This window comes from Salinicoccus halitifaciens, from assembly GCF_021026095.1.
Classification (GTDB): domain Bacteria; phylum Bacillota; class Bacilli; order Staphylococcales; family Salinicoccaceae; genus Lacicoccus; species Lacicoccus halitifaciens.
In genome coordinates this window covers 255,337-282,300 of sequence record NZ_JAJNCU010000008.1, presented here as the reverse complement: position 1 = coordinate 282,300, position 26,964 = coordinate 255,337, and the positions used below count along the sequence as shown (strand labels likewise).

Annotated in this window: 28 protein-coding genes; 23 read left to right on the top strand and 5 right to left on the bottom strand. The window is 50.8% G+C overall.

Annotation, left to right across the window (positions count from 1 at the left end):
• Nucleotides 1–13: 13 nt before the first annotated feature.
• Complete coding sequence (locus tag LPW40_RS12920; protein WP_230822657.1) at nucleotides 14–355, top strand: hypothetical protein; 342 nt, start codon at nucleotides 14–16, stop codon at nucleotides 353–355.
• A gap of 35 nt (nucleotides 356–390) precedes the next feature.
• On the top strand, nucleotides 391–954 hold the full coding sequence (locus LPW40_RS12915) for a GNAT family N-acetyltransferase (protein WP_230822656.1): 564 nt from the start codon (nucleotides 391–393) through the stop codon (nucleotides 952–954).
• Here LPW40_RS12915 and LPW40_RS12910 read toward each other — a convergent pair.
• Both LPW40_RS12910 and LPW40_RS12905 read right to left on the bottom strand, forming a co-directional pair.
• Entirely contained in the window at nucleotides 949–1,539 is a 591-nt protein-coding gene (locus tag LPW40_RS12910; protein WP_230822720.1) for an LOG family protein, read from the bottom strand. The two genes, LPW40_RS12915 and LPW40_RS12910, sit on opposite strands and share 6 nt — an antisense overlap.
• Before the next feature lie 36 nt (nucleotides 1,540–1,575).
• Nucleotides 1,576–2,589 (bottom strand): hypothetical protein, encoded by a 1,014-nt coding sequence (locus tag LPW40_RS12905; RefSeq protein ID WP_230822655.1) that lies wholly within the window; start codon nucleotides 2,587–2,589, stop codon nucleotides 1,576–1,578.
• 133 nt (nucleotides 2,590–2,722) lie between these two features.
• Here LPW40_RS12905 and LPW40_RS12900 point away from each other — a divergent pair, with 133 nt between their 5' ends.
• The gene (locus tag LPW40_RS12900) at nucleotides 2,723–3,427 is read left to right on the top strand and encodes a DUF542 domain-containing protein (RefSeq protein ID WP_230822654.1); all 705 of its coding nucleotides are present in this window, start codon (nucleotides 2,723–2,725) and stop codon (nucleotides 3,425–3,427) included.
• 52 nt (nucleotides 3,428–3,479) lie between these two features.
• Here LPW40_RS12900 and pnpS read toward each other — a convergent pair whose 3' ends face one another.
• Nucleotides 3,480–5,255, bottom strand: coding sequence for a two-component system histidine kinase PnpS (pnpS, locus tag LPW40_RS12895; RefSeq protein ID WP_230822653.1), 1,776 nt, complete (start codon nucleotides 5,253–5,255; stop codon nucleotides 3,480–3,482).
• Nucleotides 5,252–5,947: a response regulator transcription factor gene (locus tag LPW40_RS12890; protein ID WP_230822652.1), complete on the bottom strand. Its 696-nt coding sequence runs from the start codon at nucleotides 5,945–5,947 to the stop codon at nucleotides 5,252–5,254. Before LPW40_RS12890 ends, pnpS begins: the two co-directional genes overlap by 4 nt.
• 195 nt (nucleotides 5,948–6,142) lie before the next feature.
• Here LPW40_RS12890 and LPW40_RS12885 point away from each other — a divergent pair, with 195 nt between their 5' ends.
• From LPW40_RS12885 to LPW40_RS12835, 11 genes are all read left to right on the top strand, one after another.
• Nucleotides 6,143–9,814 (top strand): nitrate reductase subunit alpha, encoded by a 3,672-nt coding sequence (locus tag LPW40_RS12885; protein ID WP_230822651.1) that lies wholly within the window; start codon nucleotides 6,143–6,145, stop codon nucleotides 9,812–9,814.
• Entirely contained in the window at nucleotides 9,804–11,357 is a 1,554-nt protein-coding gene (gene narH / locus LPW40_RS12880; RefSeq protein WP_230822650.1) for a nitrate reductase subunit beta, read from the top strand. The genes LPW40_RS12885 and narH overlap by 11 nt, the downstream gene beginning before the upstream one ends.
• Nucleotides 11,350–11,928 carry a nitrate reductase molybdenum cofactor assembly chaperone gene (gene narJ, locus LPW40_RS12875; protein WP_230822649.1) on the top strand — a complete coding sequence of 193 codons (579 nt, stop codon included), beginning with the start codon at nucleotides 11,350–11,352 and terminating at the stop codon, nucleotides 11,926–11,928. The genes narH and narJ overlap by 8 nt, the downstream gene beginning before the upstream one ends.
• Nucleotides 11,921–12,598: a respiratory nitrate reductase subunit gamma gene (narI, locus tag LPW40_RS12870; protein WP_230822648.1), complete on the top strand. Its 678-nt coding sequence runs from the start codon at nucleotides 11,921–11,923 to the stop codon at nucleotides 12,596–12,598. Before narJ ends, narI begins: the two co-directional genes overlap by 8 nt.
• Nucleotides 12,599–12,623: 25 nt before the next feature.
• Nucleotides 12,624–13,088 (top strand): GAF domain-containing protein, encoded by a 465-nt coding sequence (locus tag LPW40_RS12865; protein ID WP_230822647.1) that lies wholly within the window; start codon nucleotides 12,624–12,626, stop codon nucleotides 13,086–13,088.
• On the top strand, nucleotides 13,075–14,118 hold the full coding sequence (locus LPW40_RS12860; RefSeq protein WP_230822646.1) for a sensor histidine kinase: 1,044 nt from the start codon (nucleotides 13,075–13,077) through the stop codon (nucleotides 14,116–14,118). The genes LPW40_RS12865 and LPW40_RS12860 overlap by 14 nt, the downstream gene beginning before the upstream one ends.
• Nucleotides 14,115–14,765 carry a response regulator gene (locus tag LPW40_RS12855; RefSeq protein ID WP_230822645.1) on the top strand — a complete coding sequence of 217 codons (651 nt, stop codon included), beginning with the start codon at nucleotides 14,115–14,117 and terminating at the stop codon, nucleotides 14,763–14,765. Before LPW40_RS12860 ends, LPW40_RS12855 begins: the two co-directional genes overlap by 4 nt.
• Before the next feature lie 17 nt (nucleotides 14,766–14,782).
• Entirely contained in the window at nucleotides 14,783–15,313 is a 531-nt protein-coding gene (locus tag LPW40_RS12850; RefSeq protein ID WP_230822644.1) for a hemerythrin domain-containing protein, read from the top strand.
• Between the two features lie 91 nt (nucleotides 15,314–15,404).
• A complete protein-coding gene (locus LPW40_RS12845) occupies nucleotides 15,405–16,574 on the top strand; it encodes a nitrate/nitrite transporter (protein ID WP_230822643.1) in 1,170 nt (389 codons plus the stop codon).
• Nucleotides 16,575–16,586: 12 nt separating this feature from the next.
• On the top strand, nucleotides 16,587–17,591 hold the full coding sequence (locus tag LPW40_RS12840; RefSeq protein ID WP_230822642.1) for a ThiF family adenylyltransferase: 1,005 nt from the start codon (nucleotides 16,587–16,589) through the stop codon (nucleotides 17,589–17,591).
• Between the two features lie 10 nt (nucleotides 17,592–17,601).
• A complete protein-coding gene (locus LPW40_RS12835) occupies nucleotides 17,602–18,108 on the top strand; it encodes a MogA/MoaB family molybdenum cofactor biosynthesis protein (protein WP_230822641.1) in 507 nt (168 codons plus the stop codon).
• Nucleotides 18,109–18,327: 219 nt separating this feature from the next.
• On the opposite strand, the gene moaC is transcribed toward LPW40_RS12835, so the two are convergent.
• Nucleotides 18,328–18,807, bottom strand: a complete 480-nt coding sequence (moaC, locus tag LPW40_RS12830) for a cyclic pyranopterin monophosphate synthase MoaC (RefSeq protein ID WP_230822640.1) — start codon at nucleotides 18,805–18,807, stop codon at nucleotides 18,328–18,330.
• Between the two features lie 64 nt (nucleotides 18,808–18,871).
• On the opposite strand from moaC, the gene LPW40_RS12825 reads away from it, so the two are divergent.
• The 9 genes from LPW40_RS12825 to LPW40_RS12785 all read left to right on the top strand — a co-directional run bounded on the left by LPW40_RS12825 (nucleotide 18,872) and on the right by LPW40_RS12785 (nucleotide 26,961).
• On the top strand, nucleotides 18,872–20,131 hold the full coding sequence (locus tag LPW40_RS12825) for a molybdopterin molybdotransferase MoeA (RefSeq protein ID WP_230822639.1): 1,260 nt from the start codon (nucleotides 18,872–18,874) through the stop codon (nucleotides 20,129–20,131).
• A complete protein-coding gene (gene mobB / locus LPW40_RS12820) occupies nucleotides 20,132–20,587 on the top strand; it encodes a molybdopterin-guanine dinucleotide biosynthesis protein B (RefSeq protein WP_230822638.1) in 456 nt (151 codons plus the stop codon).
• Nucleotides 20,584–21,033: a molybdenum cofactor biosynthesis protein MoaE gene (locus tag LPW40_RS12815; RefSeq protein WP_230822637.1), complete on the top strand. Its 450-nt coding sequence runs from the start codon at nucleotides 20,584–20,586 to the stop codon at nucleotides 21,031–21,033. The genes mobB and LPW40_RS12815 overlap by 4 nt, the downstream gene beginning before the upstream one ends.
• Nucleotides 21,030–21,263 (top strand): MoaD/ThiS family protein, encoded by a 234-nt coding sequence (locus LPW40_RS12810; protein WP_230822636.1) that lies wholly within the window; start codon nucleotides 21,030–21,032, stop codon nucleotides 21,261–21,263. The genes LPW40_RS12815 and LPW40_RS12810 overlap by 4 nt, the downstream gene beginning before the upstream one ends.
• A complete protein-coding gene (gene mobA, locus LPW40_RS12805) occupies nucleotides 21,263–21,835 on the top strand; it encodes a molybdenum cofactor guanylyltransferase (RefSeq protein WP_230822635.1) in 573 nt (190 codons plus the stop codon). Before LPW40_RS12810 ends, mobA begins: the two co-directional genes overlap by 1 nt.
• 11 nt (nucleotides 21,836–21,846) lie before the next feature.
• Entirely contained in the window at nucleotides 21,847–22,878 is a 1,032-nt protein-coding gene (moaA, locus tag LPW40_RS12800; protein WP_230822634.1) for a GTP 3',8-cyclase MoaA, read from the top strand.
• Nucleotides 22,879–22,939: 61 nt separating this feature from the next.
• On the top strand, nucleotides 22,940–24,505 hold the full coding sequence (locus LPW40_RS12795) for an ATP-binding cassette domain-containing protein (RefSeq protein ID WP_230822633.1): 1,566 nt from the start codon (nucleotides 22,940–22,942) through the stop codon (nucleotides 24,503–24,505).
• The gene (locus LPW40_RS12790; RefSeq protein ID WP_230822632.1) at nucleotides 24,505–26,061 is read left to right on the top strand and encodes an amino acid ABC transporter ATP-binding/permease protein; all 1,557 of its coding nucleotides are present in this window, start codon (nucleotides 24,505–24,507) and stop codon (nucleotides 26,059–26,061) included. Before LPW40_RS12795 ends, LPW40_RS12790 begins: the two co-directional genes overlap by 1 nt.
• A gap of 48 nt (nucleotides 26,062–26,109) precedes the next feature.
• Complete coding sequence (locus tag LPW40_RS12785) at nucleotides 26,110–26,961, top strand: DegV family protein (RefSeq protein WP_230822631.1); 852 nt, start codon at nucleotides 26,110–26,112, stop codon at nucleotides 26,959–26,961.
• The last annotated feature ends 3 nt before the right edge of the window (nucleotides 26,962–26,964 follow it).

Below are 26,964 nucleotides of genomic sequence, written 5' to 3'. Positions count from 1 at the left end.
GGAGAATGACGATATGCATGAGAAAAAATTTTCATTGATAGAAGGCGAAACTTTCACGATTGATCAGCTTGGCAAAGAGATAGAAGAGATCACCGGATCGAAAGTGACTGATCTTACAGGCATCAAAAGCAGGGTTGTGGCCCAGAAACCGAGTCCCGAACAGGATTTCGAGACATTCACCATAAAATTCAATTTGGAAGATCTGCCTGATTTTGTTGATGTCGTCGCCACGACGGAGAAAAAAGAAAATGTTGAGGATTACGATTTCGATAAAGAGGAATTGAAAGTCCGCCTCGTCAGCTATATCAGGCAGGAAGCGCCCAAGGGCAATGAAAGCGAGCATGTCAGCGGGTGACCTTAAGATAAGAATGGACATAATAGAGGGTTGATATGAAATATATTAAAACGAAGCGGCTGATTTTAAGGGATTGGAAAGAGAGTGATATACCGGGGTTCATTGCGTTGAATATGGACGAGGATGTCCGCCGTTATTTTCCGAATACCGCCACTCCGGAAGAGTCCAGGGAATTCATACTGAACGCTCAGCGCGACATCGATGCGAGGGGTTTCGGTTTGTTTGCTGTGGAGCGCAGGGACACAAAAGAGTTCATCGGATTTACCGGCATTCAGGTGTGGGAAGAAGACGGCCCTTTGCGGCTGCATTTTCTGCCCTCTATTGAGATTGGCTGGCGCCTGGCGAAACGGCACTGGAACCAGGGGTTTGCGACGGAAGCAGCGAGGGCGGTAGTGAAGTTTGCAGAGCGCAATACGGATATCAAGGAAATTTATGCGTATACTGCGGGCATCAATTACCCATCAATCAACATCATGCTGAAACTGGGAATGAAAAAAGTATACACTTTTGAGCATCCATCAATCATCGACGGCCATTCGCTCAAGACCCATGTCGTTTATAAGATGGACATAAAAAAGAGGCATCGCTTCAAATTATGAGCGATGCCCTTTTTGCAGGTCTTTATATGTTCTTACGGGCAGGGGCCTGAAGTTCTCGAATTGGGCGACGAGGGACTCCAGATCTTCACCGATGAACAGCTGATTCATGTATCTTTCCTCCAGGAATTCTTCGGAAATCATCTTATTGAACATGGCCATCAGATCATCAAAATAATTGTTCGTGTTGATGAGGCCGAGAGGTTTTTGATGGAGGCCGATCTGTCCCCATGTATACATCTCAAAAAACTCTTCCAATGTACCTGCACCACCCGGAAGTGTGATGGTGGCATCGCCGAGTTCGTCCATCCTGGCTTTCCTCTCATGCATCGACTGCACCACTTCCAATGTCTGGACCTTCTCGTGAGCGAGCTCACGCTCCACCAGAAAGCGGGGTATGACCCCGATCACTTTGCCGCCGGCATCAACCGTACCATTTGCAACAGCCCCCATCATTCCTGCAGAACCTCCGCCGTAAACCAGTTCATAGCCGGCTTCGGCGATATCTTTTCCGAGCTTGTACGCGGCTTCTTCGAACTCAGGCAGCCTGCCTGATGTCGCGCCGCAAAATACAGTTATTCTTTTTATCTCCACTGTGCTTCACCCGCAATCCAATCTGTTAGTTTAAAATCTGTTCTTCTTTTTATTGAGCTTTTTTTCAAGCTTTCGCTGTTTCCTGCTTTTGCCCGCACTGTTTCTTATGCCTGTTTTACGGCCGCCGGCGGTATAATGATCTTCGGCTGCTGCACGATGCTGGCCGAACAGTGAATCTTCACTGATGGTTGATCCGGTCTTTCCTTTGGAGTCTTTTCCGTCATAGCTGACCGTCGGATCCAGTTTTTCATGGTGTCTCTTGAACAGTTCGCCGGGATTGAAATCATTGATGTTTTCTTCGTGATCTTTCACTTTGTCGAAATATAACTGCTGTACATCGGTCGTCATGTCATTCTCCTCATGTATTGATTGGCCAGTTGCCTTACTGTCCATTCTATCATCTTTTTCGTCAGCCGTGTCCTGAATATCGATTTGCAGACGTTTTTCATCTTCTTCCGTCAAAGAGACCCGGCTCATTGATGCATCTCCATCATATGCCTTGGCGATGTCCTGCTTCTCCCGGTGCGTTTCCGCTGCCGTCTCTTCCTGCGTATCCATGTCCGACTTCCCGGCAATCAGTCCGGAGCTCACAGTCATGCCGGCGATTTTATCATCATTCGACATCTCATTACCGGACTGCATGATTTTAGGTACGATGGTATCCTTTGTGAAATTTCCCTGCAGCCTTTTCTTTCGGTGTTTCTCCTTGTCTTTTTCAAATTGTACAAGAAGTTTGTCCTCTTTTTTGACGCTCTGCTGATAGGATTTTATGTCTTTTTGATAGGCACGTTCCTGCTTCTTGTCGCTGATTTTGCTTCCGACGGTGTCCGCAGCGGATTTGCCCGTATGGTAAATGGTCGTGCTCGTGTCTTTGACCGACTGATACACACCTTCACCCTTGTCTTTGACATTATGGTAGGCAGTGCTTGAAAAGCGTCCGAGTTTCTCCATTTCAGGATGTTCCTTTATACGGTTCCTTTCGGTGAACAGCGGCACTAATATGATTGGAAGAACATTGAGCAGTGTTTTAATATTCTTATTCATGAGTGGACCTCCATGGCTTTTTATTAATAATTATATAATACCCTCAGTCAACTTTCACTAAACTGTATATAATAGGTTTCAAATTTATATATATGGCAATAATACTAGTAACCAGACAAGGAGGCGCCTTTTTATGAAGACAATCACACCCGATATGACTTTAAAGGAAATTGTGAAGGAAGTACCGCGCTCCGGAGATATATTCCGGGAATTAAGGGTGGACTTCGTTAATTACGGTGATAAGACATTGGCGGATACTGCAGTGGAAAAAGGATTGGATGAAGAAAATCTGCTGTATGAGATCAATGAAATGGAACCGCTCAATGAAGACGGCATAGACATCAAGTATATGGACGAGCAAAGCATTTTAAAATATATACAGAGAAAATACCATGAAGATTTGAAGGATGAGCTGCCGGTACTTGAAGAATATATGGAAAAAGCGGTCAAACAGCATAAAAAAGAGCGGCCTGAACTCACAGAAGCCGAGGCGCTCTTTAAAAGGATGAAAAACGATATCCTTGAGCATGTCGAAAAGGAGGAGCGGACGGCCTTCAAGATGCTGGAGAATTATCTGGAGAATCCAAATCCCCACCTTCTTGAGGCACTCAAGCCTTATTTGACCAGCCTGAAGGGGGAACATGAATCCCTGGCCCAGTATTTCTACGAAATGCGGGCACTGACGAATGACTACACGCCCGATGCCGGTGCGACCGGTGAACTGAGACTGGTCCTCCAACGGCTGGAAAAGCTGGAAAAGGACACATTCAACCATCTGTTCCTTGAAGGCGATCTTCTGTTCGATGCTGTATCGGAGCAGCGGAGTTCAGCGCTTTAAAATCATAAGACCCCTGCACGTGACATTTTCACGTGCAGGGGTCTTTTTCTTTTCATTGCAGTATCGGGAAGATCACGGTGAATGTCGTGCCCTCGCCTTCCACACTGTCGAGCTCTATCTTTCCTTTGTGCGATTCGACAAGGTGCTTCACTATCGCAAGTCCGAGACCGGTGCCGCCGGAGTTTCTGGAGCGTGCCTTGTCCACCCTGTAGAACCGTTCGAACACCCTTGGAATGTATTCTTCGGGTATGCCGATTCCCGTATCACTGACTGAAACCCTGACATTGGAAGAAGTGATTTCAATCGAAACCCGGATGCTGCCGCCTTCCCCCGTGTAAGTGATCGCGTTCGCAATCAGATTCAGCAGGATCTGGTTCAGGCGGTCCGGGTCCCCTTCGATGATCACAGACTCCGTCGAAGGCGGAAGAGTGACTTCAAGGTTCTTTTCCGAAATGGCCTTCGTCATCGTATTGGTGATCGTATGGATCAGCCTCACGAGGTCGACATCCTGGATATTCAGTGGCGAGACTTTGTTCTCGATGCGCGACAGATGGAGCAGGTCGCGGATGAGCCGGTCAATGCGTTCACTTTCATCATAGATGATCTGAAGGAAGGATCGTCTTGTCTCTTCATCTGTGACTTCGCCGCTGAGCAGTGTCTCCGAAAACCCTTTGACGGAAGTGATCGGCGTCTTGAGTTCGTGTGATACGTTCGCAACGAAGTCACTCCTCATATTTTCGAGACGCTTGATGTCTGTGATGTCATGGAGCACGATGATGACGCCCCTCTGCTTCCAGCCATTGCCGTAGTACGGCCCGAAATGTGCATCGAAGACTTTCTTGGTCATTTCACCTGCGGTGATTTCTTTTTGAATCTTTTCATTTTCCTCAAAAACGGTGGCGATGCCTTCACGCAGCCCGAGGTTGTCTTCCACATCCCTGTAGTCGCGCCCGACGATGTACTGGTTGTGCTGGCCGAGGAATTTTTCCATGGCAGAGTTGATCATCAATATTCTGCCTTCCTGGTTGATGAGCATGACCCCGCTCACCATGTTGGAAAGTATGGTGGATAATTGCTGCTCATTTTCATGGAGGGCGCGCATCTGATTCTGCAGATTCGTCGCGAGGTCATTGACCGAAGCCGCGAGTTCGCCGATCTCCCCGGACACTTTGGTATGGACGCGGCTGCTGTAATCCTTGCCGCTCAGCCGCTTCGTGACACCGATGATATCACTGACGGGCCTGGTGATGCTCCGTGCAAGTATGCTTGCCGCAACCGCTGCAATCACCAGGATGATGCTGAGGAATACAGCAAGTCCGCGCCAGAATACGACCATCGTATCCTCAATGTTGTGGAGCGGGTATGACGTTCTGATGATGCCGTTGATTACACCTTCAGCGTTATAGATCGGGCTTGCGACATACATCATCTCGGTCCCTTCGGTTTCACTGAACCGTATGGACTCCCCGAACTCCGCATCATCTTCCAGAACTTCCTGCACTTCCGGCCGGTCACCGTGGTTTTCCATCGTCCCAGGCGCATTCTCTGAATCCGCAAGCACTTCACCATCGGTGCCTATGACCGTAAAACGCATGCTGACGGGCTCCCTGAACAGGGCTATTCTTTCCTGCAGGTCTTCCGAGCCGCCTTCAAGGTCACTCGTCTCGATGAGCTGGGCCACCAGCTGCGCATTTTCATAAAGGTGTTCACCCGTCATCTGCTTAAAAGCATTTTCACTGACGCTGGCGACGAAGAACCATAAAAAGACCAGCAGGGTGAACGTCAGTAAAGAGAAGGATACCGTGATCCGGAACCACAACCGATTCATTCAGCAGGTCCTTCCAGCTTGTAGCCGAACCCGCGGATCGTTCTGATGTAGACCGGTTTTTTCGTGTCCTCCTCGATTTTTTCCCTGAGGTGGCTGATATGTACATCGACGATCCGTGTATCACCGTCATACTGGAAATCCCATACGCCATTCAGCAGCTGATCCCTGCTGAGTACTTTGCCCCTGTGGTTTGCGAGGTAGAGGAGCAGTTCAAATTCTTTCGGCGTCAGGACGAGCTGACGGTCCTTGAAATAAACATCATAACGGTCGAGGTGGATCTCCAGATCGCCGATTTTCAGGATCTGCTCCGACTGTTCCGCATCTTCGCTCTGCGAGCGCCTGAGGATGGCCTTCACCCTGGCCACGACTTCACGCGGACTGAAAGGCTTAGTGAGGTAGTCATCCGCACCGAGCTCAAGCCCGAGTATCTTATCGAATTCATCATCCTTTGCCGTCAGCATGAGGATGGGCAGGTTCACCTTCTCCTGGCGCAGCGTCTTGCATACATCCATGCCGTCCATGCCGGGGAGCATCAGATCCAGCACCATGAGGTCCGGTTTTTCATTCAGGGCCATGTCAAGCCCGGTCCGGCCGTCCTCTGCAGTTAAGACGTTGTAACCCGCCTGTTCCAGATTAAATTTAAGTAAAGTCACGATGGATGGTTCATCATCGACAACAAGAATTGTGCGCATATCAGCGGCTCCTTTCAAATTTGTGCATCCATATAACGCTTATATTTTACCACATCGGGACCTCCGTTCGGCATTCTTTACATTTCCTTAACAATCTAAGCCGTAAATGATTAGGACTTTCCCTAATGTTATTTCAGGCAATAAAAACAGATAATGTAAGTATCTTGAGAGAATTGTATTTGGAGGAGAGCGCTAATGGACAAACTCTTTGGTCTTCATTTCTTTAAACCGACTGAAAAGTTTAACGGCAACTGGTCGATATTGGAAGAGAAAAGCCGGGAATGGGAAAAAATGTACCGTCAGAGATGGAGTCACGACAAAGTGGTCAGGACGACCCACGGCGTGAACTGCACAGGCTCATGTTCGTGGAAAGTATTTGTGAAGAATGGAATCATCACATGGGAAAATCAGCAGACGGACTATCCATCATGCGGGCCCGACATGCCCGAATACGAGCCGAGAGGGTGTCCGCGCGGTGCCTCATTCTCATGGTACGAATACAGCCCGATGCGCATCAAGTTCCCTTATATGCGGGGGAAGCTGTGGCGGCTGTGGCAGGATGCACTGAAGGAGCTGGAAGACCCGGTGGCAGCCTGGGGAAGCATCGTCGAGGATCCTGAAAAAGCGAAGTCATACAAGCAGGCACGCGGCATGGGCGGTCATGTCCGGGTGAACTGGCGTGATGTGACACAGTTGATCGCAGCCCAGCTGATCTACACGATCAAAAAATACGGGCCGGACAGGATTGCCGGATTCACGCCCATTCCTGCGATGAGCATGCTGAGTTACGCAGCAGGCTCAAGGTTCATCACCCTGCTTGGCGGCGAGATGCTCAGTTTTTACGACTGGTATGCGGATCTGCCGAACGCCTCCCCGCAAATATGGGGGGATCAGACGGATGTACCCGAATCGGCGGACTGGTACAACTCGAACTACCTGATGATGTGGGGTTCGAACGTTCCGCTGACTCGTACGCCGGATGCCCACTTCATGACTGAAGTGAGATACAAGGGTACAAAAATCGTCTCCGTCGCTCCGGACTATGCTGAAAACGTCAAGTTCGCCGATAACTGGCTTGCCCCGAATCCGGGGACGGACGCAGCACTCGCACAGGCGATGACACATGTCATACTGGATGAATTTTATTATCAGAGGCAGGAACCGATGTTCATCGATTATGCGAAGCGGTTCACCGATCTGCCGTTCATGATTTTGCTGGATGATTTCAAGGATACGCTGAAAGCCGGACGTTTCCTGAGGGAGAGCGACCTCGGCATGGACAGTTCAAATGCCGATTGGAAGCCCGTCATACTCGATGAGAACACCGGAGACCTCGCGGCACCAAACGGCACGGTGGGTCAGAGATGGGAAGAAGGCAAGAAATGGAACCTGGAATTGAGGCGCGAAGACGGCACCGAAATCGACCCGGCAATGTCGGTCGAGAAATTCGGCGGCGAGGAGATCAACATTGAATTCCCGTACTTTGACAATGCAGGGAACAGTACATTCACCCGTCCGATCATGGCGAAGAAAGTGACACTTGCCGACGGCACGGAAAGGTATGCCGCGACGATCTATGACCTGATGCTTTCACAGTACGGAGTGAAACGTTTCGGTTCGGAACATGAAGCGAAAGGGTATGACGATGCTGATTCCGTCTACACACCTGCATGGCAGGAAAAAGTGACATCCGTGAAACAGTCCGTAGTCGTGCAGATCGCCCGGGAGTTTGCACAGAATGCGGTGGATACCGACGGCCGCTCGATGATCATCATGGGCGCAGGCATCAACCACTGGTTCAACTCCGACACGATTTACAGGTCGATACTGAACCTCGTGATGCTGTGCGGCTGTGTCGGCAAAAACGGCGGAGGCTGGGCACATTATGTGGGTCAGGAGAAAGTCCGTCCGTACGAAGGCTGGGGGCATGTCGCCTTCGCCAAGGACTGGCAGGCACCGCCGCGCCAGCAGAATGCGACGAGCTGGTTCTATTTTGCAACGGAGCAGTGGAAGTACGAGGAAGCAGGTGCAGATACGCTTCAGTCACCGACTGCCGACGAGATAGACTACAAACATCCGGCCGACTACAATGTCCTTGCAGCAAGGCTCGGCTGGCTGCCGTCATACCCGCAGTTCAACAAGAGCAGCCTGGCATTTTATGAAGAGGCGAAAGAAAAGGGCGATGACTCTGACGAAGCGGTGATCGATCTTGCGGTGGAACAGCTCAAAAATAAGGAGACGAAATTTGCAGTTGAAGATCCTTCAGCAAAGGAAAACCATCCCAAAACCCTTTTCGTCTGGCGTTCGAACCTTATATCGTCATCTGCAAAAGGGCAGGAATATTTCATGAAGCATCTGCTCGGCACAAAGAGCGGGCTGCTCGCTTCACCAAATGAAGATTTCAAGCCCGAGGAGATTGAATGGGGCGAGGAAGCGGAAGGGAAGCTGGACCTGATGGTCGCCATTGATTTCCGGATGACGGCGACGCCGATTTATGCGGATATCGTATTGCCCGCAGCGACATGGTATGAAAAGCACGACATATCAAGTACAGACATGCATCCGTTCATCCACCCGTTCAACCCGGCTGTCGATCCGCTGTGGGAATCGAAATCGGACTGGAACATATTCCGGGACCTGGCGAAAGGCTTTACTGAAATGGCCAAAACGCAGCTGCCGGAAACTTATAAGGACCTGGTCACATCCCCGCTCGCACATGATACGAACCAGGAGATGGCGCAGCCCCTCGGGCTGGTCAAGGATTGGTCGAAAGGTGAAATAGAGGCGATTCCGGGCAAGACGATGCCGGCATTCAAGATCGTCGAAAGGGATTATACGCAGGTGTATGACAAGTTCATCACTGCAGGTCCCGGCTTCAGGAACAAGATCGGCGCCCACGGCGTGTCATTCGATGTGACGGAGCAGCATGAGGAACTCAAGTCGATGAACGGCGTCTATACCGACGGCACGATCAAGGATGGGCTGCCGAGGATGGATACGGCAAGACGGGCTGCGGATGTCGTGCTGCACGTGTCATCATGCGCCAACGGTGAAGTGTCGCAGAAATCCTATGAGGACCTTGAAAATCAGACCGGGCAGGTGCTCCGGGACATCTCAAGTGCCCGGGAAAATGAAAAGATCACGTTCAACAATATCACGGCACAGCCGAGGGAAGTCATCCCGACAGCCGTATTCCCGGGTTCGAACAAGCAGGGCCGGCGTTACAATCCATTTACGACGAACGTTGAAAGGAATGTACCGTTCAGGACTTTGACAGGCCGCCAGTCCTTCTATATCGACCACGATATGTTCCTGCAGTTCGGTGAAGGCCTGCCGGTCTACAAGCCGACACTGCCGCCGATGGTGTTCGGCTCGAAGGACAAGAAGATCAAGGGCGGCGTGGACTCGCTGGTCCTCAGATATCTGACCCCGCACGGCAAATGGAATATCCATTCGACATACCAGGATAACCTGCATATGCTCACACTCTTCAGGGGCGGGCCGACGGTATGGCTGTCCAACGAGGATGCAGAAGAGCATGATATCGCCGATAACGAATGGCTGGAAGTATACAACAGAAATGGTGTTGTGGCAGCGAGGGCTGTCGTTTCACATAGAATGCCGAAAGGCACGATGTTCATGTATCACGCACAGGATAAGCATATCGAAGTGCCCGGCTCTGAAATTACGGATACGCGCGGCGGAAGCCACAACGCTCCGACACGGATTCATATGAAGCCGACCCAGATGGTCGGGGGTTACGCCCAGATCAGTTACGGTTTCAACTATTATGGTCCGATCGGCAACCAGAGGGATGTTTACGTCGCGGTAAGAAAAATGAAGGAGGTCAATTGGCTTGAAGATTAAAGCGCAGATTGCAATGGTGATGAACTTGGACAAATGTATCGGTTGCCATACGTGCAGTGTGACATGTAAAAGCACTTGGACGAATAGACCGGGTGCAGAGTACATGTGGTTCAACAACGTGGAAACGAAGCCCGGCATCGGCTACCCGAAACGCTGGGAGGACCAGGAGCACTATAAGGGCGGCTGGAAGCTGAGAAACGGCCGTCTGGAATTGAAGAGTGGAACAAAGTTATCCAAAATCGCACTGGGTAAGATCTTCTACAACCCGGATATGCCGGAAATGAAGGAATACTACGAACCGTGGACGTACAACTACCAGGATCTGATCACAAAAGAAGAGAGCGAACACAGCCCTGTGGCGACGGCACATTCCGTCATCTCAGGCGAGAAGATGGACCTTGAATGGGGACCGAACTGGGAAGACGACCTGGCAGGCGGCCATATCACAGGCCCGCAGGATCCGAACATCCAGCAGATCGAAGAAGAGATCAAATTCAACTTTGAAAAGACCTTCATGATGTATCTGCCGAGGCTCTGCGAACACTGCCTGAATCCGAGCTGTGTGGCGAGCTGCCCGTCGGGTGCAATGTACAAACGGGATGAGGACGGCATCGTGCTGGTAGACCAGGAGGCATGCCGCGGCTGGAGATACTGCATGACAGGCTGTCCTTACAAGAAAGTCTACTTCAACTGGAAAACGAATAAGGCGGAAAAATGCACATTCTGCTTCCCGCGCGTGGAGGCGGGCCTGCCGACCGTGTGTTCAGAAACGTGCACCGGCAGAATGCGTTACCTCGGTGTGCTGCTGTATGACGCCGACCGTGTCCTTGAAGCGGCTGCCACTGAAAATGAAAAAGATCTCTACGAAGCACAGCTTGACCTGTTCCTTGACCCGAACGATCCTGAAGTGATCGCCCAGGCGGAACGGGACGGCATTTCCAGCGACTGGATCGAAGCGGCGCAGGACTCGCCGGTCTATAAACTGGCAGTTGAATACAAGCTTGCATTCCCGCTCCATCCTGAATACCGGACGATGCCGATGGTGTGGTACTGCCCGCCGCTCAGTCCTATCATGAACTACTTCGAAGGAAAGGATTCCATCAAGAATCCGGATGCGATTTTCCCGGCAATCGAGGAGATGAGGATCCCGCTGCAGTATCTTGCGAATATGCTGACTGCCGGCGATGTCGAGCCGGTCAAGGGGGCACTGCAGAAGATGGCGATGATGCGCCAGTATATGAGGGCCATCTCAAGCGGCAAGGATTTCGACGAGTCGAGGCTCGAGCGCGTCGGCATGAGCGCAAATGAAACGAAGATGATGTACCGGCTGCTCGCAATCGCCAAATATGAAGACCGCTTCGTCATCCCGACTTCCCACAGGGAGCAGTATACAGATCCTTACAGGGCGCAGGGCTCGACGGGCTACGGCTTTGGCGGGGATGATTGTGACGGTTGCGGCCCGGTGATGGCTGCAACGACCAGCAATCAGACGGGCAAAGAGATTTACGAACAGAACTTCTATGGGGGAATCTGGCGTGATTAATCTGGATGAATTACACAAATATAAGAAGTCATTCGGGTTCTTCTCGAACCAGCTGACTTTCCCGACCAAAATTGATTTTCACCCAAGGGAGTTTGATGGGGCGTTTGATGCGTCCCATCCGGCTTACCCCTACATCAGACAGTACTGGGATGACATGCATGACATCAGCCTCGATGACATCCAGCAGGTCTACACCCAGACATTCGATTTTGACAGGGACACCAATCTGTATATGACTTATTTCAAATTTGAAGACCAGAAAGAACGCGGCCAGATGCTGGCCAAACTGAAGGTATTATATGAAATGTTCGGTCTGAAGATGCCCGACAACGAGCTGAGCGACTACCTGCCTCTCATGCTCGAATTCCTTTATGCCGCAGAATGGCGTGGGGATGAGCGCGCGGAGGAAAGTCTGACTTTGTTGATCATGGTCCTGGAAGACGGTACATATCATATGATCCAGGCTCTGGAACGTAATAAAAGCCCATACTTCAACCTGATCAAAGGGCTGCGGGAGACGTTCAAGGCATGTGTAGATGAGTCGATGAAAGAGGGCGAACAAAATGCTTGATCAATTTCTGTGGGTGATATTCCCTTACTTGTGTGTGGCGATTTTTATCGTCGGACATATTTGGCGTTACAGGATAGACCAATTCGGCTGGACGGCGAAATCGAGTGAATTCATTGAAAAGAAACAGTTGATGGTGGGGAGCATACTGTTCCATTTTGCAGTGATACCGGTGTTTATTGGCCATATCGTGGGGCTGTTCATCCCGGCCCATTGGATGAGTGCAATCGGGGTGAATGAGCACATCTACCATCTCGGGGCGGTGTATGTCGGTGGATTTTTCGGAGTGGTGATGTTTATCGGCATGTTCCTGCTGACGTTCCGGAGAATCAATAACAAATCAGTGCGGAAATTGAGTTCAGTTTCAGATATGGTGGTCAACTTCCTGCTGCTGTTCATAACTTTCATAGGTATTTATGCTACACTGGTCACAAATAATATCGTGACCGATTTCGATTACCGTCAGTCGATTTCAGTATGGGTCAGGGGGCTTGTGACATTCTCCCCGGATGCCTCGCTGATGACGGACGTCCCGCTTACTTTCCAGATACATGTACTTTCCGCCTTCCTGATCTTTGCGCTGTGGCCGGCAACACGGCTTGTGCATGCGTGGAGCCTGCCGTTCAACTATGTCGGAAGGAGTTATATAGTATACCGGAGACATAAGCAGTAAAGAGATCGGGATTGGTGGGGGTTCTATGAATCAATCAGTCAAAGGGGCATTACAAAGATTACAGAAGAAACATGGTTTCGCAATCGTCGCATTGACCGGCATAATCAATAACCGGGGGAATTCCACATTCAAGTGGAAGTATGTACTCGGAAGTGACAGCCAGCGGTGGAAAAGGATGGAACTCAGAAAAGGTACGGGACTGCCGGGGGTCGTACTGAAAACCGGCAAGTCGCTCGTCGTCCAGGATGTTTCCAAAATTTATAATCCGGAGGAGCTTTTCCGCTTCCCGATCCTTTATTTTGAAAATATCCAGGGCTTCGTTGCGATACCGATCTGGAATAATGACGAAGTCGTCATGGGGCTTGTAGTCCTGGGGGACAGGGCGCCTAGGCACATCAGTGAAGAAGACTATGAGGCCATCAAGGCGGATGTTGAAAAAGATTTGCGAATAGAACTTTTAAAAGAGTTGATGCTGTATGAAAACACATGATCTGACGTCGCTCCTCGAGGCGATGTTCCACCATTCGAAAGAGATGATCCTTTTCGTCGACCGGCACGGTGAAATCGTCCATATGAACGCAGAAGCTGAAAAAACATTGGACTTAAGTGACTATGACCGCAATCAGTTCGTCAACATTTGCGGCCATTGCGTGGGTATGGCGGCCGGCGGCGATCCAGACTGCACGACCTGTTTTTTGATGAGCAAAGAAAAATTGACCTTCCAGGTGTATATGCGCACGCGTTACGGAAAGAAAGTCACATATATCGCCAATTTCCAGCAGATCGATCCGAAAAACAATATCAGCGTCTTCACTTTGAATCCGCTTTCAGAACTGATGAGGCAGCAGGAGTTCGAGCATCAGAAATTGCTGACACAGCGGATCATCCAGGCACAGGAAAATGAGCGCAAGCGGATTTCGAGGGACCTCCATGACGGGGTCACACAGGAACTTCTGAATGTGCTGCTCGAGATGAGGCTGTTCAAGTATACCCAGGACCGGGAGGCACTGGATGAAAAGATCAAGGACTCCGAGGAGATGCTCAGTCATCTGCTGGACTACGTCAGGAACATCTCCGTTGAGCTGCGGCCTGCAAGCCTGGATGATCTGGGGGTGGAAGCTGCTTTGAAGACCCACTTCAAATGGCTTCAGAAGCAGTACGGTATACTGGTCGATTTCAGCACCAACCTGAACAAGAAAAGGTACCGTCCGGAGATTGAAACAGTCATCTACCGCATCGTCCAGGAAGCGGCATTCAATGCCGTCAAATATTCCGGAAGTGATGAAATCACGGTGAGCCTGAAGGAAGTCCGCTCCCGTGACGGCATTGAAATACATTTTGAAATCGAGGATGAAGGTGCTGGTTTCCTGATGGGGGCCGAACCCAAAGGTTCCGGGCTCGGCCTCTTCGGCATGCATGAGCGGATCAGCAGCGTGGACGGTGAACTGGACATAGACAGTGAGCCGGGCAGGGGCACCAGAGTCGAAGGATACATTCCTGTTGAGGAGAGGATCGTATGAAACTTGTAATAGCAGATGATCATGCCGTGGTGAGGACGGGGTTCACCATGCTCCTGAATTATCAGGAAGACATGGAAGTGATCGGGACGGCAGCTGACGGCAGACAGGCATTCGAAAAAGTCAAAGAACTTTCCCCGGATGTCCTCCTGCTGGATTTAAGCATGCCGCCGGGTGAATCCGGATTGTTTGCAGCAAGCAAGATACATGATGTATTCCCGGAAGTGAAAATACTGATCCTCACGATGTATGACGACGAGGAGTATATCACGCATACATTCAAAAGCGGTGCGCTCGGATATATTTTGAAGAACTCGCCGGACGATGAACTGATCAGAGCCATCAGGGCCGTCGCAAAAGGTGAGCGTTACATCGACCCGGTCCTCATGAACGAATCATTCGAGAAATTCCTCGCCACTGATGAAATACCGGAGCATGACAGGGAACCGTTCAACATATTGACGCAGCGGGAGCTCGAGATACTTCCACTCGTCGCCAAAGGGTACGGCAATAAAGATATCGCTGAAATGCTGTTCATTTCGGTCAAAACCGTCGAAGCGCACAAATCGAGGATCATGGATAAGCTGGACCTGGGTTCCAGGCCGGAACTCGTGGAATATGCGGTGAAGAAAAAACTGTTCGATATTTGATGTTAGGTGATGAGATTATGCAGGCAAATGAATTCAAATACAAAATAAAGGCACTCCGTATATTGGAAAATGAACACCATTACATCCGCCATCTGATGAATGAATGGTTCCAGTTCGTATTGAAATTCGAAAATGGAGATGTGTACAGCCGCCTGGAAGGCATGATGGCCATAAAAGAAATCCGGGAGAAATTGAAGGCATTCCGCGCACCTTTGAAAAAGCATCAGGTAAAAGAGGAGAAATATTTCTTCCCGATGCTCGGAGTCTACATCGGCTATGAACAGGGGCCGATCCTGTCGATCGAGGAGGAGCATGCAGAAATCGATGCTTACATCGACCACTTCCTGCACCATTCCGAACAGGTGTCGACAGAGATGGATATCGGCACGATGCATGACATGGTGAAGGATGCGATGGAGGCATACGAAGTTTTAATGGTACATATGGTCAAGGAAGAAGCGGTGCTGTTTGATATGGCTGAAAAGATGCTTAAGAAAATAGATGAAGAAGTGCTGCTCGAGCAGGTCAATACTCTGATAGTGGACTGAACGACATTTAGGGATTTCCCTCTTACAACGTTGCATGGGACGATTTATAATGAATATGTAAATAAAATCACAAACTAGTGAGGTTGATTGCATGTCAGAAACCATGGGGAAAAAACAGTTATTACTTCAGACATTCAGCTTGTTGGTCGGGTTCATGGTATGGACGCTGCTTGCACCGTTATTTCCGGAAATCGTGAAGGACATACCGGAAGCTGCCGCGCATCAGGCATTGATCGTCGCCCTGCCGACCATCCTCGGTTCAATACTCAGGATTCCTTTCAGCATCATGACGAACAAGATCGGGGCGAGAATTGTATTTTTGGCGAGTTTCATATTCCTGATCATCCCGGTGTTTTATTTGAGCCTGGCCACAACGACCACCGACCTGATCATCGCCGCCGTATTTTTAGGGATCGGGGGTGCGACATTCAGCATCGGGGTCACCGCACTGCCGAAGTATTACGATAAGAACAAGCACGGCTTCGTCAACGGCGTCTACGGCATGGGGAACATCGGGACCGCAGTGACGAGTTTCGGTGCCCCTGTGCTCGCGGGCATGCTCGGCGGCTGGCAGGCGGCTGTACAGACTTACCTCATCGTGCTCGCATTGTTTGCGCTTCTGCAGTTCTTCCTCGGGGACAGGAGTGAAAAGAAAGTCAACCTGCCCCTCGGCAGGCAGTTCAAGGAAGCGATGTCGGACTACCGTTTCTATTTCCTGAACTATTGGTACTTCATCACTTTCGGCGTATTCGTTGCATTCGGCATCTTCCTGCCGAACTTCCTTGTCACCTTTTTCGACTTATCCACAGCGGATGCAGGTTTCAGGACGGCAGGATTCATCGTGATCGCAACACTCCTCAGACCTGTCGGCGGACTGCTCGGGGATAAATTCAACCCGATCACGATGGTCATAGTGACCTTCATCGGCCTGACATTCTCAGGGCTGCTCCTGTCATTCACTTACGAAAGCCTGATCATGTTCACGGTCGGCTGTTTATTGACCTCGGTGTTCGCAGGTATCGGCAACGGCCTCGTTTTCAAGTTCGTCCCGATGTACTTCTCGGGCCAGGCGGGCATCGCAAATGGATTCGTCGCGATGATGGGCGGACTCGGCGGATTCTTCCCGCCGCTCGTCATGCAGTCGACATTCGAAGCGACGGGCACATATATGCTCGCATTCCACCTTTTGACGGGGGCCTGTGTGCTTGCTTTGTTTACAATGTTGTATTTGCGTAGTAAAGTTAAGGCAAATGTTATTTAGAGAGTGAAGATGATGAATCGATATTCAAGACAGACTTTATTCAATAAAATAGGCAGTGAAGGTCAGCGCCTCATCCAGTCCCGTACGGTACTCATCGTCGGGACGGGGGCGCTTGGTTCGCTTTCAAGCGAAATGCTCGCACGGGCCGGCGTGAAGAAACTCATACTGGTGGACCGGGACTATGTGGAACTGTCGAACCTGCAGAGGCAGACGCTCTTCACCGAAGATGATGCCAACAGTAAGATCCCGAAAGTGATCGCGGGGGCGGAACGGCTGAAGGATATCCGCAGCGATATCGAAATCGACACACATATCGCCCATGCGGATGCACTGCTGCTGGAATCCCTTGCGGGGGAAGCGGACCTGATACTGGACGGCACGGATAACTTCGATACGCGCATGCTCATCAATGATGTGGCCTTCAAGACCGGCACGCCGTGGGTGTATGCCGCGTGTGTCGAAGCCTCATACTCGAGCTGCGGCTTTGTGCCGGGTGTGACGCCGTGCTACAGATGTCTGGTTCCGGTGCTGCCGACGACCACCCTGACATGCGATACCGTGGGTGTCATTTCCCCGGCGGTCCATATGGCGGTGGCAGAGCAGGTGACGACGGCGTTCAAGATCATGACTGACCAGTTCAGCGCCCCGTTCTATATGCGCATGGGCAACGTGTGGGATATGGACCATATGAAATTCAGGATCGACGGCATGAAGGAAGAAGCGTGTGCAACGTGCGGAACGCATGAATATCCGGAACTTGCAGTCAGTGATGTGTCAAACATGTCGATGCGCCTGTGCGGCCGGGATACGGTCCAGTACATCGATGAACGCCTGACGCAGGATATCGTCGTCGGGGCATTGAATGACCGGAACATACCGATGCATGAAACACCTTATTTCGTGGAATTCAGATATGATGACTACCGTATCGTCAGTTTCAACAACGGGCGTTTATTGATCCATGGTGCAGACCAGACCAATAAAGCCCGGACGATCGTGAATCAATTATTCGGATAGGAGAGTTGACATGAGCATAGTGGAGAGGATTGACCGTGATATCAATGTCGCAGTGATCACCGTGAGTGATACAAGGACGGTGGAGACCGACAAAGGCGGCAGGCTTGTACAGGAGTACCTGGCGGAGATCAATACAGTGGTGAAGGAAGAACATTATACAATCGTCAAGGACGACGAAGCTTCAATCAAAGAGGCGGTGTCCGGCATGCTCGAAGCCGGCGTGGACGCCGTCATCACGACGGGCGGCACCGGCATTGCGGCCAGGGACGTGACGATCGAGGCGGTGCGGACATTCTTCGATAAGGAAATCGAAGGGTTCGGGGAGATTTTCCGGATGCTGAGCTATACGGAAGACATCGGCTCGAGAAGCATTTTATCGAGGGCCGTCGCCGGCACGCACGGCAGCCAGGTCATCATCTCGATGCCCGGTTCGAGCGGTGCGGTGAAGCTCGCGATGGAAAAACTCGTCGTGCCTGAGCTTAACCACCTCGTGTTTGAAGTGACGAAGGAAAACTGATTGGAGAATTCCGTCTGCATCCGTGTGGGCGGATTTTTTTATGGGTTGGTGTGGGTGAGGGGCTGCTTACTCAGCATCGAAATTCCTCGTGAGTGAGCAGCGGGACTAAAAGTCTGCTCATTCAGCATTGAAATCTGTCGTGCCTGAGCAGCCGGCACAAAAAACTGCTCACTCATCATATTTTTCAATGACGAATGAGCAGCCTATCATACAATACCTTTATTCCGCCACATAGTCCCCGGATTTGCCGCCGGACTTCGAGACGAGCTTCGTCTCATGGATGATCATACCCTTATCGAGTGCCTTGCACATGTCATAGACTGTGAGGGCGGCGGCGCTTGCCGCCGTCAGGGCTTCCATTTCGACGCCGGTCTGGCCTTTGGTCTTCACTTCCGTGACTATGTTCAGGAAGTACCCTTCCTCAGTGTCCCAGCTGAATGAAATATCCACTCCGGATAATGACAAAGGGTGGCACATCGGGATGATCTGGTGTGTATTTTTTGCGGCCATGATGCCCGCGACCTGGGCGACGGAAAGCACATCGCCCTTTTTGATCTGGCCTTCCGTGATCGCTGTGTAGATCTCTTCGGTCACTTCGACCGAACACTCTGCTTTTGCGATCCTGACCGACACTTCCTTATTTGAGACGTCGACCATTTTGGCGCGTCCTTCTTCGTTAAAATGAGTAAATTCTGCCATTCCAACCATCCTTTCTAGTACAATAGAGTATAACAGAAAAAGTTTTTGGAAAGTAGGAGAGCCAATGTCTTTAAATAGAAAACCAATACCCGTAAACGATGCAGTGGCATTAGTTTTGGAGAATATAACGCTGATGGATACAGAAACTGTTTCATACCTTGATGCGCATGACCGGATCCTTGCCAATGACCTGGTCGCGACACATGACGTACCCCTGTTCACAAAATCCGCGATGGACGGTTTTGCCATCCGGGCGCGTGATTCCGAAGGGGCGAGCGGGAACAACCGCATCCCTTTCAAAGTGGTCGAAGAGGTGCCGGCAGGGTCCACAAGTGATTATGAGCTGCAGCCGAACGAGGCGTTCCGCATCATGACCGGTGCCGAAATTCCGGAGAGTGCGGATACGGTGATCATGTTCGAGCAGGCGAAGGAGACGGAGGACGGCTTCACAGTACGTAAAACTTTCACGCCGGGCGACAACATCGCGATGCAGGGCGAGGAGTCGAAAAAAGATGACGTCATCCTTGAAAAAGGTGCCCTGATCAACCCGGGGACGGTCGCTGTCCTTGCCACATTCGGCTACAGCGAGGTCGAAGTGTTCAAAAAGCCAGAAGTCGGCGTGTTATCAACCGGCAGTGAGCTTCTTGATGTCAATGAACCCCTCGTTCGTGGTAAAATAAGGAACTCGAACTCACCGATGATCCTCGCCCAGCTGAAGCGTGCAGGCATCGAAGGGAAGAGATATCATCTGCAGAGTGACGATCTGGATACGCTCTATGCAAACATCAAGGATATGCTAGAGGAAGTGGACATCATCATCACGACGGGCGGCGTTTCCGTCGGCGATTACGACCTGCTCCCTAAAATCTACGACAAGCTCGGCGCCGAAGTGCTCTTCAACAAAGTCGCCATGCGGCCGGGCAGCGTGACCACGGTGAGCAGGCTGGGTGACAAGATGCTGTTCGGCCTGAGCGGCAACCCTTCGGCCTGCTATTCCGGGTTTGAATTGTTCGTCCGCCCGGCAATCCAGGCGATGATGTCTTCAGAGAAAGTCTATGCGCCGTTCATCGATGCGGAACTGGATGAGGATTTCACAAAACCGAACCCGTTCACCCGCTTCATACGGGCGGAGATCCACTATGTGGACGGCAAGGTCTATGCGAAGCCATCCGGCTTCAACAAGTCGAATGCCGTGACATCGATTGCGAAAAGCAACGGCGTCATCGTCCTTCCGGGCGGCACGCGCGGCTTTGAAAAGGGCGACGCCGTCAAGGTCATGATGACGGATGTGACGTCAGGTTCGGATAATTTCGGGGTGAAGTAGATGAAGATACTGCAGGTCACCGGCTTTAAAAACAGCGGCAAGACGACTACGGTCAACCGCATGGTCGAATATTTGAAGTCACAGGGCCGCACCGTTGCGGTGATCAAGCACCATCACCGCGACGAAGTGCATGACGCGGACACCGATACGGGGAAGTTCATCAGAAGCGGAGCGGACGTCACGGTGCTCAACACACCGGGCACCGTGATGACGGTTGAGAATAAAGCCCCGGACCTCCACGCACAGATTGAACGCTTATCGGGCCGGGTGGAGTTTATTTTGATAGAGGGTTATAAAAACGAGGATTATCCAAAGGTATTCATGAAATATTCCTTTAAGGATGGTCACACAAAGTTAACTAATATCGGTCTTCGGAATGTGTTAAAAACGTTTGATATACGTTATGATGAGGAGTATATCATGACTTGGTTCAAAGAATGGAGTAAGGATGAATGAAACAGTTTGAAGTAGTGGAGACACCACTCGAACCCACGGCTTACCACAAGTTCGTCTTAAACGAAAAGCAAGGTGCAATATGTACATTCACCGGACACGTCAGGGAATGGACGAAAGGCACCCAAACCATATATCTGGAATATGAAGCATATGTTCCTATGGCTGAAAAGATGCTCGCCCAGATCGGGGATGAGATCTCCGAGCGCTGGCCGGGTGTACTCACTTCCATCGGTCACCGCATCGGCAGGCTCGACATCTCCGATATCGCGGTGGTCATCGCAACAAGTTCGCCGCACAGGGCGGACAGTTACAGGGCAAACGAGTATGCAGTCGAACGCCTGAAGGAAATCGTTCCAATTTGGAAAAAAGAAATATGGTCTGATGGTGAGGAGTGGATCGGGGATTCACGCCACTATCATTCCAGTATAAAGGAGAATGAATCATGAGAGTGATGCTTTTTGCCGGGCTGAAAGAAAAGGCGGGCAACCAGGTGATCGAGCTGGAAACGGACGGCTCGATGAAAGTATCGGATCTTAAAGAGCGCATTTACGCAGATTATCCGTCACTTGAAGGTGAAGTGTTCCAGGTGGCGAGCAACGAAGCATTCGTCAAGGACGATCATACTTTGACGAGTGGTGACACGATCGCACTGATCCCGCCTGTGAGCGGCGGCTGATGAAGACGGTCGGCATCGTCCTGGCCGGGGGGAAGTCCACCCGGTTCGGTGAACAAAAGAGTTTATATGAATTCGACGGCAGGAAGATGTACGAGCATGTCCATGACCGGCTCGAAGCGTCAGGACTGTGCGATGAAATCATCGTCAGCACGAATAAGACGCTCGAGCCGCATATCGACGGCCGGACGATTGTCGATGATGAAGAATACGAAGACCATGGGCCGCTCGGCGGGATCTACGCGGTCAGGAAATCATTTCCTGAAGACAGGCTCCTGGTCGTATCATGCGATACACCCTTCGTATCGTCCGAATGGCTGAAAGCCCTCCACGAGAGGGCGGCGGCCGAGCCGGACCGCATCATCATTTCAGCGGAAGGCGACAAGCTGCATCCGACGATCGGCATCTATCAGGGTCCAGGGCTCGAAAGGGACCTGGAACACCAGCTGCAGTCGAAAAGATTGAGCTTCAAGGCATTTTTCGGGAATCAGGATGTGAGTGTACTGGACATCCGGGAGACCGGGGAAGATCCGGACATATTCAGGAATATAAATTACAAAACAGATATAGAATAAGGAGGGATGCTATGACTCAGCAAATTACAGACAAATTCGGAAGGCCGATCAGGGACCTCCGGATTTCTGTCACGGACAGATGTAATTTCAGATGTCGCTACTGCATGCCCAAGGAAATTTTCGGGGATGACTTTGAGTTCATGAAAAGGGACCAGCTGTTGTCCTTTGAAGAACTTGAGAGGATCGCCACGATCTATGCAGGAATGGGCGTAAAGAAACTGCGCATCACCGGCGGTGAACCATTGCTCAGGAAAGACCTGCATGAGCTGATCGCATCACTTAATGCGATTGAAGGCATTGAAGATATCGGACTGACGACAAACGGCCTGCTGCTTAAAAAACACGGACAGAAATTATATGATGCCGGGCTGCGCAGGCTGAACATCAGCCTCGACGCTTTAGATGACGAACTGTTCGGCCAGATCAACGACCGGGGCATCGGTACATCGAGAATACTGGAACAGATCAAATATGCGCAGTCCATCGGATTCGAGATCAAGATCAACATGGTGGTCCAGAAAGGTCTGAACGACCACGAAATCGTACCGATGACGCGGTACTTCAAAGATCTTGACGGCATCACACTCCGTTTCATCGAGTTCATGGACGTCGGCAATGACAACGGCTGGAACTTCGAGAAAGTGATCACCAAAAAAGAGATAATGGAGATGCTTGAAGCTGAAGGGGAGTTCGATCTTGAGCCGCTCAACCCGCAGTATTACGGTGAAGTGGCCAAAGTCTACCGCCATAAGGATGCGGAATCCTATATAGGATTCATCACGAGTGTATCTGAAAGTTTCTGCTCGACATGCACACGTGCAAGATTATCATCGGACGGCAAGTTCTACGGCTGTCTGTTCGCAGTCGACGGTTTCGACATCAAGACGCTGATGCGCCAGGGCATCGATGATGATGAGCTGACGGATATACTCACAGGAGTATGGAATGAGCGTGACGACCGCTATTCCGAGATCAGGACCGAAATCACAGAAGAGAGCAGAAATGCACGCAAGAAGATCAATATGAGTTATATAGGTGGATAGGAGAGAAACGTGAAGGGCACCTTCACGTTTTTTTCAAATTTTTTATTGGGAAGCGTTATAGATGAAGTTGGAATACCCTAGGAAATGGTTGATTTCATTTGCGGTCATATCTTTGATGATCGTCATATTTTATATTCTTTTCGGACATCATCTTTCATTGATCTTGTCCGATTTCATCGTCGGTGACCAGGTGCTGCCGATGGAGCATCTCATCTGGATGCTTGTATTTTTTGCAGCGTTCGTCTCAATGCGGGCCATCTATAAGTATGTCACGGCATACGTGGCGAATTCACGCATGGCATCGCTCGGCGACCGCCTGCTTCAGCGGGTGGACGATACGACGAATAAAAAGTCGGAATCCTTTTTGAACGCACTCTTCATCCATATGGAGAAGTACCGTCCATTTGAGAGTGTCTTCATCCCGACGATCGTGAATACGATGGTGAAACTTGTTGTCATCATCATCGCTTTGTTCTTCGTCCATATGAACGCCGCCATCATACTGCTTTTGACGGCACCTTTCGTGCCGCTTTATTACGTGCTGGTCGGCCTTCAGACAAGAGATGAGGCCTACAGGCAGGCCTCCCAGTTCGATGATATGGGCACATTGTTTTTGAATCTGGTGCGGGGAAAGGATACGGTGCGCAACACCGGTTCAGAAGGCACGGTCAGTGCAAAGCTTGATGAGAATAATGAAGATTTCGTCTCCCAGACGATGAAGATCCTGAAATTCGCATTCCAGTCCTCATTGATGCTCGAGTTCATCACGATACTCGGCATCGGCCTCGTGGCGCTTGAACTGGGACTTCAGATCATCTTTTTTGAGAACATAACATTTTACGCGGCCTTCTTCACGCTGCTGCTTGCACCGGAATTCTACAATGCACTGAAGGTGCTCGGGGTGGAATTCCATAATGGCCAGCTGGCAAGGGGCCACAAGGATAAGATCAACGAGTGGCTCAAGCAGCCGGGCCAGGCACCGGAATACAGGACGCAGGCGGACGACGGGGCTGCAGTGGCGCTCCATGACGTGGAAATCGGCTTTCCGGACAATACAATGATCAGGGACGTCAATATCGGATTTGAACCGAATACGATCAACGCCATCACCGGACCTTCCGGCGGGGGCAAGACGACACTGCTCCGGTCGATCGTCGGCCTGATGCCGCCGCTTGCAGGCGAGGTCAGGGTGGCCTCGTATGATATCGGCTATATTTCAGATGATATTTATTTCAATGACAGCACCCTGTATGAGTATCTGTCGGACGGGACCGCCTCTGAAGATGCGGTGTTGGGGATACTGGAAGACCTGAAGCTTGCGGGAAGCGTCTCGAAGCTGAAGGAAGGCATCCATACGCCGATCATCAACAACAACGTGCCGTTTTCAGGCGGGGAGATCGTACGATTGAAAATCGCGAGGGTGCTTTTGAAGCGGCCCCGGATCATCGTGATGGATGAACCGACGGAGTTTCTCGATGCGGAGACTGAAAGCCTGATACTCAAGTATCTGGAAGGGTTCAAGGCGTTTTCGACCATCATTGCGGTCGTTCACCGCAGGAGGCTGCTCGGCATCAGCGACACCCATCATCATCTCGAAAATGGACAGATCAGAAGAGGTGATATTTGATGAGCTATCTCAAAAATGAAAAAAAACATATCATCTACAGCATCATCCTCGGGGTGATCGGCAGCCTGATCGGCATTTCGATTTTTGCATTGAGCGGCTATATGATCAGCCTCAGCTTCTTTGAACCGCCGATATTCGTCATCCTGTTCATCATTGCCGTGATCAAACTGTTCGGCATGGCGAAGGGCGGACTGAAATATTTGGAGCGGCTCTTGTCGCACAATTCGACCTTCAAGCTGATTTCAAGGATGCGCTCGCGCTACTTCGAATCATCGCTGAACAGTGATGAGGATATGCACAGCGTCAGGTTCATCCAGACGTTGAGCAGATATTTCGAGGACATCGAGGATTATTACATCACGATCATCTATCCGTATATTATGGCGGCACTCGTGTCGATATTCGTCATCCTGTTAGCGGGTCTGATCGATGTGCAGATCGTGATCACGGCATTGGTGCTCTCACTCATCATGCTCATAGTATTCCCCCTCATATTCAGCATATGGCATGAAAAAATCGATGCGGATTACAGGACGCTCGATCAGAACGCATTCATGAAGACTTACCAGTTCATCCACGGTTTCCCCGACCTTTTCGTCGACAATAAGAATAAGGCGGTGCAGAGCGAAATTTCCAGGCAGCTGGATTCGATAAGGCACAATAAAAACAAGGACAGCCTGAAAGAGGCGGTCATCGAGCTCCTTACAGGGCTTGCGCAGATCGGCACCATCGTCCTGATCATCTTCCTCATGCAGAATGATGATGTATTCCTCATCCCTATGCTGATCCTGCTCGTCATCAGCTATTTTGAAGTGCTGACCCCGGTCGTCGAACCGGCGGGCCGCTTCTTCAACACGCACAGGAAAGTCGGCGAGATCGAACGTCCGGCGCCGGGTGCGGCTGATGGGAGGAAGATTTCGGACGAAAGCATCACACTTGAAAATGTTTCCTACAAATATCCTGCCGGTGCATATGAGGCGTTGTCCGATGTGGACATCACCGTGAATCCCGGCGAGAAGCATGCCATCATCGGCAGCAGCGGCTCGGGGAAGACGACCCTGCTCAATCAGATCATCGGACAGAAGGATATGGCCGTCATGCCGCAGCATCTTGATTTCTACAACGCGACCATACGGGATAACCTGACGATGTTCGGCCACTTCGAATCTTCCGATGAGGAGATGGAGCACCTGCTTGCCGAGTTTGAGCTTGAGCATTTCAAGCTGGATGATTTCATCTACTTCACCGGACAATTATCCGGCGGGGAGAAGAAAAGGCTGCATCTGATCCGTATGATCCTTGAAGATAAGGACTGGTGGGTGCTGGACGAGCCGTCGGCCAAACTGAACCGCGAGCTGCAGGAAAAAGTGTGGCGGAAGATTTTCGACACACCTACAGCGATCGTCAGCACACATGATTTGTCCCATCTGGACCGATTTGATGTCATCCATTTCATGGAGGCCGGCCGCATCATCGAAAGCGGCGGCTATGGTGAGCTCATGGCCCGCGGGGGCGCCACCGCTGAAGCGGTGAGGCGCTTTGCGGAATATTTGTAGGGGGCTTCGTGCCATGCTACAATTAACAGGATAAAAAGGAGGGTCACCATGAAAAAATATGCTATCGTAACGGACTCGGCAGCCGGGCTGGCGCAGTCCTTCATTGATGAACACGACATCAAAGTACTGCCGATGTCAGTGATCGTTGAAGGAATCGCCTACAAGGAAGGCCTGGACAAGTCCGTGGCTGAAATATATGAGTTACTGAAAGAGAGCGGTGAAGGCGCCAAGACGTCCCAGCCGACCATCGGTGAATTCATGGAAATCTTCAATGAGATCGAAGAAAATGATGAATATGATTCCATCATCTCAATCCATGCATCGAGTGAGCTGACCGGCACATACCAGAGTGCGCTCAGCGTCTCGGAGGAGATTGAAAAACCGGTCACGGTCATCGATTCCAAAATCGGCAGCTACCCGATGGGGCAGATGGTGGCCCGTGCTGTTGAAGGCCGCAGGAACGGTGAAAGCCTGGAAGAAGTTGAAGCGGAGATCAATGAAATCATCAGCAATTCACAGCTGTACCTGCTGCCGCACAGCTTTTCACAACTGAAGAAGAGCGGCCGGGTCTCGGCTTCCCAGTCGATGCTTGCCTCTTTGCTCAAAGTGCAGCTGCAGCTCAGGTTCGAAGACGGCAAAGTCGTGGTGGGCCATAAAGTGAGGACGAAGAAGAAAATGGTCTCCCATATGCTGCAGGTGCTGGAGGATCATATGAAGAGGGATGGACTCGAAACGCTTGCCATCGTCTATGCAGGGGGACGGTCGCTTGCAGATGAATGGGAGAAGACGGTCCGTGATGCTCTGCCGGACTTGAAGCTTGTCTTTGAGCCCCTCGTCACAGTGGCGGGCGTGCATGTGGGACACGGTACAATCGCCTTCGGACTGATCAAGGGCAGATAAAAA